Origin of the sequence: Streptomyces huiliensis (genome assembly GCF_020037025.1) — a bacterium.
GTDB lineage: Bacteria > Actinomycetota > Actinomycetes > Streptomycetales > Streptomycetaceae > Streptomyces > Streptomyces huiliensis.
On record NZ_JAIQLH010000093.1, the window covers coordinates 1 to 16,339 of the forward strand.

The following is a 16,339-nucleotide window of genomic DNA, read 5'->3' on the forward strand; positions in this document are numbered from 1 at the left end:
CGCCGCCGGGCTCCCGGCCCTGGAGTGGACCGGCGCGGACGGGGACGGCGCCGCCGCGGACCTGGGCGCCGCCGCGTACGAGGAACCGGGCGGCCGCTGGACGACGGCCGCCCCCCTGGCCGACTGGCGGCGGCCCGCCGGGCTCCCGCCGGTGACGGTCCGCCAGGTCACCGTCCCGGCCGCCGCCGGCCTGCTCGCCGAGCACGCCCGCCTCTACTCCGAGGTCACCGGACGCCCGTACACCCCGCGCGAGGCCGCCGCCGTGCTGCGCGACCTCCCGCCGCTCCCGCACCTCACCCTGGACCTCCTCACCGCCGCCGGCCGCACGGCCGCCCAGGTCACGGCCGTGATCGCCGGCAACGAGGCAATGGTCGACGTCGTCTTCCGGGGCGCCGTGGCCGACGGCGCCGCCGTCTCCGGCCTGCTCGGCGAACTCGTCGCCCGGCTGCGCCGTGACCACCCGGGGGCCGCCGCGCTGGAGGTCCAGGAGCACGGCGATCCGGTCACCGCCGAGGCCCTGGCCGCGGCGGGCCTGCGGCGGACCGGGCGGTGGTACCGGTACCGGCTGGAGCTGTGAGCCCCGGCCGGTCCACGGCCCGGACGCGGCCGCCGATCCGCCGGGCGGGTGCAGCCCGTTCGACGCGCCCGGCGGGCGCTTGCCAGCGTCCGCCGCACTCCGGAGCATGCGGCGCATGGCACGATGCGAAGTTTGCGGCAACGACTACGACATGGCGTTCTACGTCGAGACCCAGGACGGCGCCCGGCACGCCTTCGACTCCTTCTCCTGCGCCATCTACCACATGGCCCCGATCTGCGAGCACTGCCGCGTCCGGGTCATCGGACACGGCGTGGAGGCCGGCGGGCAGTGGTACTGCGGCGCCCACTGCGCGCGGGAGGCCGGGAAGGTGGGCATCGTGGACCGGGTGTGAACCGCGGGCGGGGGCGGGGCGCCGGTGCGGACGCCCCGCCCCCGCCCCCGGTCAGCGTGCGGCCCCCCAGGGGACGGCGGGCAGGTACGCGGACGGCTCCGCCACCGGCAGGAACCGGAAGTTCCGCTCCAGGTCCTCCTGGCGGTACCTCCGGCACCCCCGGTGCCAGTTGAGGATCCCCGACAGCCAGTTCTCCAGCTCCTTCACATACCCCTCCAGCGCCGCCCGCGCCTCCGACCCCAGCCCGGCGTCCTCGCACAGCACCGGCAGCTCGTGCGCGGCCACATGCCGGAACTGGCTCATCCGGCCGCGCATCAGGTCGTCGACGATGCGGAGCGCCGCGTGCCGGTCGCAGCCGAAGAACGTCTGCACCACCAGGACGGCGTTGTGCACCTCGCCCTCGTACTCGATCTCCTTCTGGTACGAGAACACGTCGTTGAGCAGCGTCGCGTAGTCGATCGCCGCGTTCTCCAGGGAGCGGACCGTGCCGCTGCGGTAGACCTCGTCCGGCACCGCGCGCCCGTGCCCGACCCGGCAGAGGGCGATGGTCAGGTCGGAGCCGAAGGTCGCCCGGCGCATCTCGATGTAGTCGACGGGCTCCGGGACGCGGTGCTCGGCCATGTTCCGCAGCTCCCACAGCCAGCTCTCGCACATCACCTCGACGGCGTCCCGCAGTTGGGACCGCCCCGCCGCGTCCATCGGCCCGGCGGTGCGCTCCCACAGGTCGACGAGGCCGCGCTCCAGCGCGGACAGGGGGACGGCCGCCGGCGCCTCCGTCAGGTCGAGCGGCATCAGGGCGAGCAGCCGGGCGTGGGTCAGCCGGGCGCCGGCCAGATCGCGGGGCCGGCCGTAGACCACGGGGTAGTAGTCGTCGCCGTAGGTGCCCCAGGTCAGCCACTGTGAGGCCAGGTCGAGCTCGTCGGGCGTGGCGTCCGGGTGGAGGCCGGCGGCGCACAGCGGGAAGTCGTACCCGTACAGCTTGCGCTCGTCCCAGATGTGCGACGCCGGGATCCCGGGCTGCGGGGCGAGCATGCCCATCTCCCGGGCCCACTCGACGGTGTTCGGCCGGGCGCGGTCCAGGTGCGGGCTCAGCCGCAGGGTGAACGGCACGTCGAAGTCCGGGAGTTCGGACGGGCCGACCCGCTGGTGGGGGACGTGGGTGTGGGCGCGGAGGCGCTGTGCGGCCGCCGACGCGAACAGGTGCCTGAGGTCGAGGCCGGACGTGCCGGGCCCGCTGGGGCCGGGGAGCAGGCCCGTCTCCTGGCGCACCTCCTTGTTCATGTAACGGCTGGAGCGCATGTGCCACTCGTGGCCGCCGGACTGCCAGTCCTGGAGACCCTTGGCGTAGGCGAGCACGGCACGGCAGTCCTCCGGGCCGAGCGCGTTCTCCACGAAGAGGGACGGCAGTTCGGTGACGACGGTGTGCTCGAACTGCTGCATCCGCGACGTCAGCAGGTCGTTGACGGCCTCGGCGGCCTCCTGCGTCCCGCAGCCGAGGAAGGTCTCCAGTACCAGGATCCCGTTGGAGAGCTCGCCCTCGTCCTCGATCTCGCGCTGGTACGAGAAGATGTCGTTGCGCAGGTGCACCGCGTCGGCGAAGGTGTCCGACAGCACCCGCATCGGGCGCGAACCGGCCACGGACTCGGGCACCTCGGCGCCGGCCGCGTACTCCACCAGCCCCGCCGACCAGGGCGCGCCGCCCACCTTGCGGCGCATCTCGATGTACTCGACCGGGTTGGCGATCCTCCCCTCGTTGATGTTGGACAGCTCCCAGAGCGACTCGTTGAGCAGGTTCCTGGTGCTCTCCGCGAACCGCTCCCGCCAGCCGACGGACATGTGCGGGACCGTGCGCGCCCACAGGTCCGCGAGACCCGCCTCCACCGGATGCGTCGGTTCCGGCACGGCGGCGCCGGGGTCCATGGGCATGAACGCCGGGAGCCGGTCCAGGTAGGCGCGGCCGCCCTCGCGGTCCTGCGTCCGCTTGAACAGCTCCAGGAAGTGGTCGTCGAAGAAGAACACCCACACGTACCAGTCGGTGACCAGCGACAGCGCCGGGCCGTCGCAGTCGGGGTGCGTGTAGGCGCAGAGCAGGGCGTAGTCGTGCGCGTCCAGGTCCGCCTGGTCCCACACGCCCGACCCCTCCAGCATGCCCATGCCGCGGGCCCACTCCCGTGCGTGGGCGCGTGCCTCCTCCAGGTGCGGGTTCAGCCGGGCGGGGTGGTTCATGTAGAAGGCGGGCAGGGTGAAGGGCTGGGTCACTGCGAGACTCCTCGTCCGGTCCGCGTCGTGGCGGCGGCCGGCGCGTTCCTGATGCCGACGGGCCGGGAGGCCGTCGGCGACTCCTCGGCCTTGCGGCACCGGTGTTCGGACTTGCGGACCGGTGCGTCACCGGGCGGCGCCCGGGCGGGCGGGGGAGCGGCCCGGGAGAGCCGCCTCCCCAGGGCCCCGGACGGTCAGCTCCACCGGCCGATCTCGACGTTCTCCAGCACCCCGAGCGCGTCCGGCACCAGCACGGCCGCCGAGTAGTACGCCGTCACCAGGTACGACATGACCGCCTGCTCGTTGATGCCCATGAACCGCACCGACAGGCTCGGCTCGATCTCGTCCGGGATGCCGGCCTGCCGCAGGCCGATGACGCCCTGCTCGGCCTCGCCGGTACGCATGCAGATGATCGAGGTCGTCCGCGCCTCGGTGACCGGGATCTTGTTGCACGGGAAGATCGGCACCCCGCGCCAGGTCGGGATGCGGTGGCCGCCCATGTCGATCGTCTCCGGCACCAGCCCGCGCTTGTTGAACTCGCGCCCGATCGCCGCGATGGCCTTCGGGTGCGCCAGGAACAGCTTCGACCCCCGGCGGCGGCTGAGCAGTTCGTCCAGGTCGTCCGGGCTGGGGACGCCGTCGTGCGGCTGGAGCCGCTGGTCGTACTCGCAGTTGTTGAGGAGCCCGAACTCCCGGTTGTTGATCAGCTCGTGCTCCTGGCGCTCCTTGAGCGCCTCCACCGTGAGCCGGAGCTGCTGCTCCATCTGGTTCATCGGCTGGTTGTAGAGGTCGGCGACGCGCGTGTGGATGCGCAGGACGGTCTGCGCCACGCTCAGCTCGTACTCCCGCGGGTGCTCCTCGTAGTCGACGAACGTGCCCGGGATGTCGGCCTCGCCGCGGTGGCCGGCGCGGAGCTCGATCTCCTTCTCGCCGTACTTGTTGGTCCGCTGGGCCGGCAGCGCGCGCATCCGCTCGACGTGGCCGCGGAGCGACTCCGAGCGCTCCACCGCCTGGTCGAAGGCGAGCTTCGGCAGCACCAGGACCGTACAGGCGGTCGCGGCGCGGGCGGTGTACTCCCAGGTGGCGTCCGAGGCGAGCAGCATGTCGCCGCCGAAGTGCGCGCCGTCCGCGAGCACGCCGTGCACCGCGTCGTCCCCGTACGGGCCCTCGCCGACCTTCTCCACGCGGCCGTGCGCGAGCAGCACCACCCCGTCGACGGGCTCGCCCTTCGTGGCCAGGATGTCGCCCGCCCCGTACTCGCGCTGCTCGCAGCGGCGGGCGAGCTCGGTGAGCACCTCCTGGTCCTCGAACCCGTGCAGCACCGCCAGTTCGGCGAGTTCGGCCGGGATGACCTCGACGCGGTCGCCGGTCTTCACGAACGTGACGCGGCCGTCGCCGACCGTGAACGTGAGTCGTCGGTTCACCCGGTAGGTACCGCCCTGTACCTGCGTCCACGGCAGCATCTTCAAGAGCCAGCGGGAGGTGATCTCCTGCATCTGCGGCTCGGACTTGGTGGTCGTGGCCAGATTCCGCGCCGCGGCCGTTCCGAGGCTCTGCTGCGGACGGTCTTGTTCGGTGCGGATCTCTTCGCCTACGGACATGTGCGTGCCTTCCCGGGTTGCTTGGCAGTGGCATCGGTGTACCTCGGGAAGACTTACCAACGCGGAGCGTGGTCGTATCCTCACACAAGTGAGTGAGATTACGGTGGGGGTTTCGAGTGGGGTGTTCGAAGGTTACGGTGCGTGGTCGGTGGTGGGGAGTTGGGGGTGCCCCGGTCCCTCCCCTTCGCCGTTTCCTGGGGCTGTGCCCCAGACCCCCTGTTCGCGGCTCCGCCGCTCGTCCTCAAACGCCGGACCGGCTGAAAGTGGGCGCTCAGGCCCAATCCAGCCCGTCCGGCGTTTGAGGACAACCGCGCGAAGCGCGGTTTCAGGGGGTCTGGGGGCTTGCCCCCAGGAATCGGCGAAGGGGCGGGACCGGGGCAACCCTCCCGCGTCAGCCCCGCAGCATCGCGCCAAGCACCTCCCGCCACCCCTCTCCCGCCCGCGGCACGAGCAACTCGGCGAGCGCCTCCGCCCGGTAGCGGTGCCGATGACGGAGCCCGGGGGCTGAAGTGTCCGCGGGAACGACGGGGCCCGAGGTGCCCAGGAGCCGGACGAGCTCCTGGGCGAAGTCGGACCACGCGACGTGCCCACCGATAGCGTTGACGACCCCGTCGACCGGCCGCTCCACACAGTGCGTCAACACCCGAGCCAGAGCCGCCGCGTGGATCCACGGCGCGCCCGCCCAGGAATCACCCGAGGCGGGGACGGCGCCGGCCGCCGGCAGGACGACCGGGCCGCCCGCCCGGGCCGCCTGGTAGAGGTCGCCGGTCGCGCCCCAGCGCAACTGGTCGCGCAGCCGCGGGTGATCACCCCAGACGATGGGTGCCCGCACCACGCTCGCCCCGCCCCCGGGGCCCGCGGCCTCCAGTAGCAGGCGCTCGCAGTCGAGCTTGCCCTGCCCGTACGCGCTCAGCGGCTCCTCGGAGGGCGCGCCCTCCGCGACGTCGGCCACCGACGGTGAGCCGTACGCGTCGACGCTGCTGACGAAGACGAACGGCCCCGGCCGCCGGCCGTCGAGGAGCGCCCGCATCGCCGCCACGTCCACCTCGGGTGAGGTGAACGTGCAGGCGGAGTGGATGACCGCGTCCACGCCGCGCGCGGCGGCCCGCAGGCTGTCCTGGTCGGTCAGGTCGCCCTCGGCGATCTCGACGTCGGGACCGTCGGGCACCAGGTGCGCCGACTCCGGCCGGACGAGCGCCCGCACCGGGCGCCCGCGCGCGGCGAGTTCGCGCAGCACGAACGCGCCCACGCCGCCCGTACCGCCGGTGACCAGGACCGAACCGGCCCGGGTGGCCGTAGGCCGCCCGGCGGCCGGGCGGGCCGCCTCGCGCCGGGCCGTCCGCTCGTCGAGCAGCGCGGCGAGCGCCCGCGGCGTGCGGTGCTCCAGCACGTCGAGGCCGGTGAGCGGCGCGCGGAAGCGTTCCCGCAGCCGCTCGGCGACCCGGACCGCGAGCAGCGAGTGGCCGCCGAGGAGGAAGAAGTCGCCGTCCGGGCCCGGGCGTTGGCCGAGCAGGTCCGTGAAGACTGCCTCCACCTCGGGCGTCGGTCCGGGGAGGTGCTCCGACGGCCGGGCCGGAGCCTCCTCCGCGGCCCGCGGGCCGGCCGGACGGCGCAGCGCGGCGTTCCCGGCCGCGGCCACACCCGTCAGCAGCGCCGCGAAGCCGTCCAGCAGGCCCCGCGCGGCCCCGCCGGCCAGCCGCCCGGCGTCGTACTGCACCACGCACCGGGCGGGACGCTCCTCCGTCGCCTCCTCCAGGAAGAAGCCGAGGCCGAACTTGGCCGTGCCCAGCGGGACGTCGACCGGGACGCACTCCGCGTCCGGCAGGCGCAGGCCGACCGGGCCGGACACGACGTCCGCCGTGACGCCGACCAGGGCGCCGCCGTCCGTGTCCCGGGCGGACGGGTCCAGCCGGCGCACGATCGCGTCGAACGGCACGTGCCGGTACCGCTGCGCCCGCAGCAGCTCGTCCCGTACGCGGTCCAGCAGCGCGGTGAAGTCCTCCGTGCCGGTCAGGTCGGGGCGGACGGGGAGGGTGTTGACGCAGAGGCCGACGAGGTTCCGGTCGGCGGCCCGGTCGCGGTGGCCGCTCGCGCAGCCGACGACCAGGTCCTCCCGGCCGGTGGCCTCCAGCAGGGCGCCGAAGGCCGCCGCGAGGACCACCGTGAACAGCGTGGCCCGGTGCGCGCGCCCGGCCTCGCGCAGCCCCTCGACGGTGCCGGCGGGGAGGAGGGCGGTGATGAGGTGGCCCTCGCCCCGGGAGCCGCGCGAGCCGCCGTCCGCCGGGCCGGGCAGCGCGGGCGGACGGGCCCCCGCCAGTCGCCGGGTCCAGTACGCGGTCCCCTCTTCGTCCTCCGGCGCGGACCGCTCTCGGCGGGCGAAGTCGGTGTAGCGCGGCGCCGGGTCCTCGGGACCGTCCGGGCGGCCCTCCACGACCGCCCGGTACCGGTCGCCGAGCTCCCGCGCGACGATCTCCAATCCGCCGCCGTCCACCGCGATGTGATGCAGCGTCAGGAGAACGGTGTGGTCCTCCGGTCCGTGCCGGAGCAGCAGCGCCCGCAGGACCGGGCCCTCGGCCAGGTCGAAGGGGCGCTCGGCCTCCGCCCGCAGCAGCGGGCCGGCCGCGTCGGCGGCGGCCTCCACCACCGGCAGCGGCACCGGCGCGGGCGGCAGCACCTCCTGGTACGGCTCGCCGTCGGCCTGCCGGTAGCGGGTGCGCAGCACCTCGTGCCGGCGCACCAGCCAGTCCAGCGCCCGGCCGAACGCCTCCCGGTCGAAGGGGCCGCGGACGCGGGTGGCGAAGGGCACGTTGTACAGCGGGCCGGTGTGCCCCAGCCGTTCCATCAGCCACATGCGGTGCTGAGCGTGCGAGAGGGGCGCCGGGCCGGCGTCCTCCCGCGCGGGGGCAGGGGCGGTACGGGCGCCGGCGGCGCGGCGGCGGGCCCTGCGCAGCAGCTCCTCCTGCCGCGCCACGTCCTGGGCGGCGGTCATCGGCCGGCCTCCGTCTCGTCCTCGTCCGGGCCGAAGGCGGCGGCCAGTTCCCGTTCCACCAGCTCGGCCTGGCCCGCCACCGTGGGGGAGGCGAAGAACGCGGCCAGCGACAGCTCCACCCCCAGGTCCTCGCGGAGGTCGTCCACGACGCCCAGCGCGAGCAGCGAGTGGCCGCCCAGCGCCAGGAAGTCGGCGTCCGGGTCGGTGACCTCGCGGTCCAGGGCACGCGCCCAGGCCGCCGCCACCGCCTGCTGGAGCGGCGTCAGTTCGCGGGCCGACGCGTCCGCCGCGTCCGGACCGGACAGGGGGAGGCCGGCGAGCGCGGCCCGGTCGACCTTCCCGTTGGCCGTCACCGGCAGCCGGTCCGTCAGCGACCAGGCCGAGGGCACCATGTGGGCGGGCAGCAGCCCGGCCAGGTGCTCGCGGAGCGCCGCGGGCGACGGCCGTCCGCCGTCGGCGGGGACGACGAAGGCGGCGAGCCGCGCGTCCACCGTGCTCCCGCCGTCGGACGCGTCCGGCCGCAGGACCGTCACCGCGGCGTCCGCCACCCCGGCGTGCGACCGCAGCGCGTGCTCGATCTCGCCCGGCTCGATGCGGTAACCGCGCACCTTCACCTGGTCGTCCAGCCGCCCGTGGAAGTCCAGCGTGCCGTCGGGGCGGGCCGAGACCAGGTCGCCGGTCCGGTAGAGCCGGCCGTGCCCGGGGTCGGCCGGGTCCTCGACGAACGCCTCCGCGGTGCGCTCCGGCTGTCCCAGGTAGCCCAGGGCCAGCCGGGAGCCGCCGATCCACAGCTCGCCCCGGACCCCGACGGGCACCGGCGCGCCGTGCTCGTCCCGGACGTGTGCCGTCGCCCCGGCGATGGGCCGGCCGATGGGCGGCGGCTCCTCGCCGTCCGCCGGGAGCACCCGGTGGGCGGTGGCGAAGCTGGTGGCCTCGGTGGGCCCGTAGCCGTTGACCAGCTCCAGCCAGGGATGGCGGCGCAGCACGGCGTGCGCGAGCCGGCCGGACAGTGCCTCCCCGCCGACGATCACGCTCCGCAGCACGCCGAAGACGGCCGAGCCGCGGGCCGCGAGGTGGTGGAAGAGCGCCGTGGTGAACAGGGCCACCGTCGCGCCCAGCCGCTCCACGTCCCGGGCCAGGCCGTCCAGCGACTCCCGGTCCGCCGTGGACACCACGGCGGCGGCGCCGTTGGCCAGCGCCGTCCACAGCTCGAACGGCGAGGCGTCGAAGGCGAGCGGCGAGTGGAAGAGGACCCGGTCGCGCGGGGTCACCGTCAGGAACTCCGGCTCCGTCACCAGGCCCGCCACGGCCCGGTGCGGGATCGCGACGGCCTTGGGGCGGCCGGTCGACCCGGAGGTGAACATGGTGTACGCCACGGCGTCCGCGTCGTACGCGCACGGCTCCGGCAGCTCCCGCTCCCCGAGCGGCGCGCCCTCGTCGGCCGCACCGCCCGTCGAGACGGCCAGCGCCCGGTCCGCCGGCACCCCGGCTGCCTCCAGCAGGTCCTTGCGACCCACCGTGAGGATCACGCCGGCGTCCGCCAGCATGGCGGCGATCCGGGCGCGCGGGTACGCCGCGTCCAGCGGCACGTAGTGGCCGCCGGCCCACCAGACGGCGAGCTGGGTCACCGCGACGCCGGTCGAGTGCGGCAGCAGGACGCCGACCGCGTCGCCCCGGCCGACGCCGCGTGCGCGCAGCACGCCCGCGAGGCGGCGGGCGGCGTCGGTCAGATCGGCGTACGTGAGGGTGTCGTCGCCGTCCCGCACGGCGAGGGCGGACGGCGTGGTGCCGGCGTGCGCCAGTACGCGGCCGAGGACGCCGCTCGGGCGGCCTGCGGCCTCATCCGGGTGGTTCGTGGCTCCGGTCGGGCGGCTCGCCGCCTCCGCCGGGTGGGCCGTGGTCGCGGCCGGGTGGCCCGTCGCCCGAGCCGTGTGGTCCGGCGTCGCGCCCGGGTGGTTCACCGCCGGCCCTGCGGCCGACGACGCGGCTCGCGCCGGCGATGTGGCCTGTGCCGGAGCCGCCGCCTGCGTGGATGACGCTCCCGCCGATGCGGTCGCCTGCGTCGACGATGTCGCCGGCCCCTGCCGCGCGTCCAGCAGCGCCGCCAGCGTCCGCAGATCGGGCTGGCGCAGGACCTCCGGTGCCCGTAGCCGGACGCCGCAGTGCTCCTCCAGGGCCGTCAGCAGGCGCGCGGCTGAGAGCGAATCACCGCCCGACTTGAGGAAGTTGGCGTCCGCCCCGAGGTCCGGGCGGCCCAGCAGCTCCCGGCACAGGCCGACGACCAGGTCCTCGGTCGTGCGGTCCGTCGTCTCACCCGGGCGGTCCGCCGCCGGTTCCGCGACCGACGCCGACGGTGCGGCCACCGGCCCCCGCCGCGCGTCGAGCAGCGCCGCCAGTGCCCGCAGGTCGGGCTGGCGCAGGACCTCCGGTGCCCGGAGCCGGATGCCGCAGTGCTCCTCCAGGGCGGTCAGCAGGCGCGCCGCGGAGAGCGAATCGCCGCCCGAGGCGAGGAAGTTGGCGTCCGCCGCCAGGCCGGGGCGGCCCAGCAGCTCGCGGCACAGGCCGACGACCAGGTCCTCGGTCGGGGACGGCGCCTGAGGAACCTGGGCGGGCGACGGTGCCCCGGCAGCCTCGGTGGGCGACGGCGCCTGAGGAGCCGCGGCCCCCTCCCGCCGCCCGGCGAGCAGTGCCTCGCGGTCCACCTTGCCGTTCACGTCCACCGGGAAGGCGTCCACGAACCGCACCGCCGCCGGCACCGCCTGCTCCGGCAGCCAGCCGCGTACCGCGGCCAGCAGCTCGTCCGCGGAGGGCGAGGCCGCGCCGGGCGCCGGCCGGACGAAGGCGACGAGCCGGACCCCGCCCCCGGCGGCGGTGTCCGCCGCGACGACCGTGCGCAGCACGCGCGGGTCCCGCTCGAACGCCGCCTCGACCTCGGCCGGTTCGATACGCACGCCGCGCACCTTCAGCTGGGCGTCCAGCCGACCGAGGAACTCCAGCACCCCGTCCGGCCGCATCCGCACCCGGTCACCGGTGCGGTACACCCGGTCGGTGCCCGTCACCCCGGCCGGCGGCGGTACGAAGCGCCGCGCGGTCAGCTCGGGGTCCAGGTAGCCGATGGCCAGGCCGTCGCCGCCGACCCGCAGCTCGCCCGGCTCGCCGTGCGGCACCAGCCGCCCGTCGGCGTCGGTCACGCAGGCGACGACGCCCGGCAGCGGCGTGCCGATGGGCGGCGGGACGGACGCGTCGGCGCCGTTCAGGGCGTGGGCCGTCACCAGGACGGTCGCCTCGGCCGGGCCGTAGTTGTTGTCCACGCGCGCGGTCACGTCAGGGCCCGGGACGCGGCGCAGCCGGTCGCCGCCGGTGCTCAGGTGACGCAGCGGCAGGTCGCGCGGCCAGGGGCGTTCGAGGACGAGTTCGGCCAGCGGGGTGGGCAGGATCGCCACCGTCACGCCGGCGCGGCGCCACCAGTCCGTCAGCGCCTGCGGGTCCCAGCGGACCTCGTCCGGCGCGACGCTTAGCGCGGCCCCGGACGTCAGGCCCGCCCACAGCTCCATCAGGTGCGGGTCGAAGGCCACGCCGATCAGCAGGTTGTGCCGGTCGCCCGGGCCGCAGCCCGTCCGGCCCGTGTACCAGTCCAGCCGGGCGGCCAGCGCCGCGGAGCTCACCGCCACGGCCTTCGGCACGCCCGTGGTGCCGGAGGTGAGGACGGCGTACAGGGTGCCCTCCGGCGCGCCGCGCCGGGTCCCCGCGGGGGTGGCGGGGAACGCCGCGACGGCCTCCCCGGTGACGTTGGCGCCGGCGGCCGGGAGCGGCAGCGGCAGCGTGCCGGACGCCAGGGCGGCGCCCGGCAGCGCGTCGGCGGAGCCGATGAGGCAGGTCACCCGGAGCACGTCCGCGACGGCCGCCAGCCGCCGCTCGCCGGGGCGCGGCCCCAGCGGCAGGTAGACGGCGCCGAGCCGGGCCAGCGCGACGGCCGTCGCGACCAGGGCCGCGGAGCGGTCCAGGCAGACCCCGACCAGGTCGCCCGGCCGCACCCGGTCGCGCAGCGCGTCGGCGGTCTGGTCGGCCAGGGCGTCCAGTTCGGCGTAGGTCCAGGTCAGGTCGCCGTCCTCGACGGCGGGGGCGGACGGATCGCGCAGGACCCGGTCCGCGAAGCGGGCCAGGACGTCGTCCGGCCCGCGCTCGGCGCGCTCGGCGCCGTACGCGACAGATGCAGTGGTCATGATGTCCTCGATCGAGACGAAGAGGGACGCGAGGTTCGGTGGGCGGCCAACGGTCAGCCCAGCCCCATGGCCCGGGCGACGATCACCTTCTGGATCTCCGAGGTCCCCTCGATGATCGTCATCATCCGGACGTACCGGTACAGGAACTCCAGCGGATGCCCGCGCACCCAGCCCGTCGCCCCGTGCACCCGCAGCGCGCGGTCCACCACGCGCACGGCCGTCTCGGAGGCGGTGAGCTTGGCCAGCGCCGCGTTCTCCGGGGCCTCGGTCCCGTCGTCCACCAGCCGGGCGCAGGCCAGCGTCAGCAGCTTGGCCGCCTCGACCTCCGCCCGGCTGGTCACCAGGTGCTCCTGGACGTGCTGGTACGCGCCGATGCGCTCGCCGAACGCCCGCCGCTCGCGGGCGTACTCGACGCCGGTCCGCAGCGCGTACTCGGCGATGCCGTTGCACATCGCGGCCACCACGAGCCGGCCGCGGGACAGGCTGTCGATGCCGTGGCCCAGCGCCGCGCCGATCCCCGGCTCGCCGCCGACGACCGCGTCGGCCGGCAACTCCACGTCGTCCAGGATCAGTTCGTACAGCTCCTCGCCGGACATGCCGGCGTAGCACTGGCCGATGCGAAGCCGCGGGTGGTCCATCGGGACGATGAACGCCGTCGCGCCCGCCTCCGCCTGGGCCACGACGATCGCGAAGTCCGCGTGCCCGGCGTTGCTGACGAACGTCTTGCGGCCGGACAGCACCCAGCCGCCGTCGTCCCGCCGGCCGGCGGTGCTGGTCAGCCGGAAGGCGTCGGACCCGGCGTTGGGCTCGGTGAGCGCCAGGCAGCGCGTCGCCTCGCCGCGCACCAGCGGTTTGAGGTACCGCTCGATCTGCTCGGGCGTGCCCTGCCGCAGCAGCGGACTGGGCCCGTCCGAGCCCGCCAGCGCGTACGGCGCCAGCGGGCAGCCGCTGCTCCCCGCCGCGTGGTGCAGCTGCACGACGGCGGTGAACGGCATGCCGGAGCCGCCCAGTTCCTCCGGGTGGTCGGCGGCGTAGAAGCCCAGCTTCGCCGACCGCCGCCGCACGTACGCCCGCATCTCGGCCGGGGGCAGGTCGCCGCTCTCCGGCAGCTCGGCGGCCAGCGGCACCAGCTCGCGGCGGACGAACGACGTGAACGAGTCGACGATCTCGCGGTGGTCGGCCTCCAGGACCGACGACGGGGAGGTGCTCATCGGACCGCCTCCGCGACCGCGTGGGCCTGCTCGGACAGGACGGGGTTCTGGAACAGGACGCGCAGCGGCGGGCGTCCGCCGAGCCGCGGCTCCAGCCACGCGGCGAGCTGCGCCGCGAGCAGCGAGTGGCCGCCCACCTGGAAGAAGTGGGACGCCGGGGTGAACCGGTCGTGGCCCAGCACCTCCCGCCAGCCCTCGGCGAGCAGTTCGACGGCCGGGTCGGCCGCGGTCTCCGGCGCCTCCGGGGCCGCCTCCTCGGCGGTCTCGGCGATCCGGGAGAGCGCCGTCCGGTCCGGCTTGCCGCCGGACAGCAGCGGCATCGACTCCAGCCGGATCCAGCGGGACGGGACCAGCGCGGCCGGCAGCCGGCCGGACAGCGCCCGGTGCAGCGCCACCTGGTCCGGCTCGGCGCCGCCGTCGAGGAAGCCGACGAGGCAGGGGCCGGCCGCCGAACGGCCCAGCGCCACCGCGCAGGACCGGCCGCCGAGCTCGGCCGAGGCCGCGGCCTCGATCTCCTCCAGCTCGATGCGGTAGCCGCGCAGCTTGATCTGGTTGTCGTGCCGGCCGAGGAACCGCACCAGCCCGTCCGCGCCGGTGAAGCCCAGGTCACCGGTCAGGTAGACGCGCTCGCCGCCCAGGGCGGGCACGTGCGTGAACCGGGCCTCCGTGGCCTCCTTGTTGCCCAGATAGCCTTCCGCCAGGCAGGCGCCGGACACGGCCAGCTGGCCGACCGCCCCCGCGGGCAGCGGACGCAACCCCGCGCCCAGCACGTGCACCCCGACGCCCGGCAGCGCGGCGCCCAGCGGCACCTCCGCCGCCTCGTCGAAGCCCTCGCGGACAACCTCGTGCACGGTGGACGTGATCGTCGCCTCGGTCACGCCGTACGCGTTGAGCACCGTCGCGTCCGTCGCCTCCAGTACCTCGCGCAGCGCCGCCGCCGGCAGCCGCTCGCCGCCCGCCACCAGCAGCCGCGGCGCCCACATGCCGTCGCGCAGCGCCTCCGTCAACTCGGCGCGCGTGGCGAGGAGGTAGCTCGTCGGCAGGTTCGCGACCGTCACCCGCCGCGAGGCGAGGACGGCAACCAGCTCCGCCGCCGTCGGGACCTCGCGCTGCGGGAGCACCAGGCAGCAGCCGGCCAGCAGCGACGGCAGCACCTCCTCCAGCGCCACGTCGAACGACGGCTGGGCGAACACCAGCACCCGGTCCTCCGGCGACAGCGCGTACCGCTCCGCCGCCACCCGCGCGTGGTGCGCCAGCGCGGCCCGGCCGACCACGACGGCCTTCGGCAGGCCCGTGGAGCCCGAGGTGTGGATGACGTACGCCGCGTCCGCCAGCGGCTCGGCCGGCTCGGCGGCCGGGAAGTCCGGGCCGTCCAGCAGGGCGAGCGGCAGCCCCTCGGCGGGGAGCGACAGGGCGCTCTCCCGGTCGGTCAGCACCAGCGCCGGGCGCAGCCGGCGCAGCAGCGTCTCCAGCCGGTCCGCCGGGTCGTTGGGGGAGAGGGGGCAGTACACCGCGCCCATGCGGAGGCAGGCCAGGAGCGCCACCACGCTGTGCGCGCCGCGCGGCAGGACCGCCGCCACCGGCTGCCCGCGCCGCACCCCGGCCGCCGCCAGGCGGCCCGCCAACTCGTCCACCATGCTGTGGAGTTCGCCGTAGGTGAGCTTGCGGGCGCCGCTCAGCAGGGCGACGCGGCCGGCGCCGTGCCGGGCGAGCGGGTCCAGGACGTCGTCGACGTCGCTCGCCGGTTCCTGGGCCACGGCGGGCACCGGCTCCGGGTCGAGCGCGGCGGCCGGCGCCGACGGCGCGTCCAGGTAGGCGCGGACCAGCCGCAGGAACCGCTCGGAGAGCAGCCGGGCCGTCTCCTCGCCGAACAGGTCCCGGTCGTAGTCCCACACCAGCGTCATCCCGCCGGCCCCCGACCGCGGGCCGACCATGCGCCGGTCGTCCGGGATCAGCACCAGGTCGAGGTCGAAGCGGGTCGTGCCGGTGTTGAAGCCCTCGAAGAGGGAGATGTCGAGACCCGGCACCTCGGTCTCCGGCAGGACCGCGTCGTGCGCGCTGAACATCACGTCGAACAGCGGGTTGTCCGCGCCCGAGGTGTGCAGGCCCAGCTCGCGCGTGAGCACCTGCACCGGCACGTCCTGGTGCGGCAGTGCCCGGATCAGCCCGTCGGTGACGTCGTCCACCAGGGCGTCGGCGCCCGCCTCCGGGTCGAGGCGCAGCCGCAGCGGGATGGTGTTCACGAACATGCCGACGGTCTCCTCGAAACCCGCCGGACGGTTGCCGACCGCCGTGCCGACCACCAGGTCCGTCCGCCCGGCGTGCCGCCGCAGCAGCTCCGCGAAGAGGGCCAGCAGCGTGGAGAACGGGGTGTGGCCCTGGGACCTGCTGTGCTCCCGCAGCCGCTCGGCCAGTTCGGGCTCGACCGTCTGCCGCAGCTGCGCGCCCGCGTGCCGGCGCCGGGCGCCCGGCCGGGTCAGGCCGGGCAGCGGCAGGTCGAAGGTGGCGCCGTCCAGCTCGCGTCGCCAGTGCGCCAGCCCGGCCGCCCGCCGCTCGTCCCGGTCCGGCCCGGTGGTCGCCGCGACGTACTCGGCGTACGAGGGGGCCTCCGGCAGGACGACGGGCTCGCCCGTCACGTGCGCCCGGTAGACGGTGAACAGGTCGCGGAGCAGGATCGCGAACGAGTGCCCGTCGTGGACGAGGTGGTGCTCGACGTGGACGAGCCGGTGGCGGCCGTCGCCCAGCCGGGCCAGCGTCCAGCGGAGCAGCGGCGCCTCGTGGACGTCCAGCGGCGTCTCCGCCTCGGTGCGCAGCAGCCGCGCGAACGCGGCCTCCGGATCGTCCTCACCGCTCAGGTCGACGGTCCTCAGGCGTGGCGGACAGCTCTCGCGGATCCGCTGCCCGGGCAGGCCCTCCGACGTCTCCACGAGCTCCAGCCGGAGTCCGGGGTGCCGGTCGAGGACGGCGGCGAGGCCGGCCCGCAGGGCGTCCTCGTCGAGGTCGCCGTTCAGGTCGAGGGTGGCGGTGAAGTTGTAGGCGCGGCTGCCGGGGAGCATCTGCTCGTGCAGCCACACGATCTCCTGCGAGGTGGAGAGCGCGAACACGGTGGTGCCTTTCCGTAGGGGTG

At 75.6% G+C, this 16,339-nt stretch carries 8 protein-coding genes; 2 read left to right on the top strand and 6 right to left on the bottom strand.

Annotated features, from left to right (window positions below; translation table 11 throughout):
- Together JNW98_RS18215 and JNW98_RS18220 are read left to right on the top strand one after the other, a co-directional pair.
- Positions 1-577 (top strand): hypothetical protein (locus tag JNW98_RS18215; protein ID WP_223769308.1); only part of this gene is annotated, 577 nt, incomplete at its 5' end.
- A 115-nt stretch (positions 578-692) separates the two neighbouring features.
- Complete coding sequence (locus JNW98_RS18220; protein ID WP_223769309.1) at positions 693-929, top strand: metallothionein; 237 nt, start codon at positions 693-695, stop codon at positions 927-929.
- 51 nt (positions 930-980) lie between these two features.
- On the opposite strand, the gene JNW98_RS18225 is transcribed toward JNW98_RS18220, so the two are convergent.
- The 6 genes from JNW98_RS18225 to JNW98_RS18250 all read right to left on the bottom strand — a co-directional run bounded on the left by JNW98_RS18225 (position 981) and on the right by JNW98_RS18250 (position 16,316).
- Positions 981-3,188, bottom strand: coding sequence for a terpene synthase family protein (locus JNW98_RS18225; RefSeq protein WP_223769310.1), 2,208 nt, complete (start codon positions 3,186-3,188; stop codon positions 981-983).
- 194 nt (positions 3,189-3,382) lie between these two features.
- Positions 3,383-4,789: a family 2B encapsulin nanocompartment shell protein gene (locus JNW98_RS18230; protein WP_223769311.1), complete on the bottom strand. Its 1,407-nt coding sequence runs from the start codon at positions 4,787-4,789 to the stop codon at positions 3,383-3,385.
- 391 nt (positions 4,790-5,180) lie between these two features.
- Complete coding sequence (locus JNW98_RS18235) at positions 5,181-7,778, bottom strand: condensation domain-containing protein (protein WP_223769312.1); 2,598 nt, start codon at positions 7,776-7,778, stop codon at positions 5,181-5,183.
- On the bottom strand, positions 7,775-12,001 hold the full coding sequence (locus JNW98_RS18240) for an amino acid adenylation domain-containing protein (RefSeq protein WP_223769313.1): 4,227 nt from the start codon (positions 11,999-12,001) through the stop codon (positions 7,775-7,777). The genes JNW98_RS18235 and JNW98_RS18240 overlap by 4 nt, the downstream gene beginning before the upstream one ends.
- A gap of 53 nt (positions 12,002-12,054) precedes the next feature.
- Entirely contained in the window at positions 12,055-13,212 is a 1,158-nt protein-coding gene (locus JNW98_RS18245; RefSeq protein ID WP_223769314.1) for an acyl-CoA dehydrogenase family protein, read from the bottom strand.
- Positions 13,209-16,316 (bottom strand): non-ribosomal peptide synthetase, encoded by a 3,108-nt coding sequence (locus tag JNW98_RS18250; RefSeq protein WP_223769315.1) that lies wholly within the window; start codon positions 16,314-16,316, stop codon positions 13,209-13,211. The genes JNW98_RS18245 and JNW98_RS18250 overlap by 4 nt, the downstream gene beginning before the upstream one ends.
- Positions 16,317-16,339: the final 23 nt, after the last annotated feature.

What these genes read in the sequence shown, in the direction of transcription:
- JNW98_RS18220 (WP_223769309.1), top strand. Translation starts at nt 693, where the DNA reads ATGGCACGATGCGAAGTTTGCGGCAACGACTACGACATGGCGTTCTAC.
- JNW98_RS18230 (WP_223769311.1), bottom strand. Translation starts at nt 4,789, where the DNA reads ATGTCCGTAGGCGAAGAGATCCGCACCGAACAAGACCGTCCGCAGCAG.
- JNW98_RS18235 (WP_223769312.1), bottom strand. Translation starts at nt 7,778, where the DNA reads ATGACCGCCGCCCAGGACGTGGCGCGGCAGGAGGAGCTGCTGCGCAGG.
- JNW98_RS18240 (WP_223769313.1), bottom strand. Translation starts at nt 12,001, where the DNA reads ATGACCACTGCATCTGTCGCGTACGGCGCCGAGCGCGCCGAGCGCGGG.
- JNW98_RS18245 (WP_223769314.1), bottom strand. Translation starts at nt 13,212, where the DNA reads ATGAGCACCTCCCCGTCGTCGGTCCTGGAGGCCGACCACCGCGAGATC.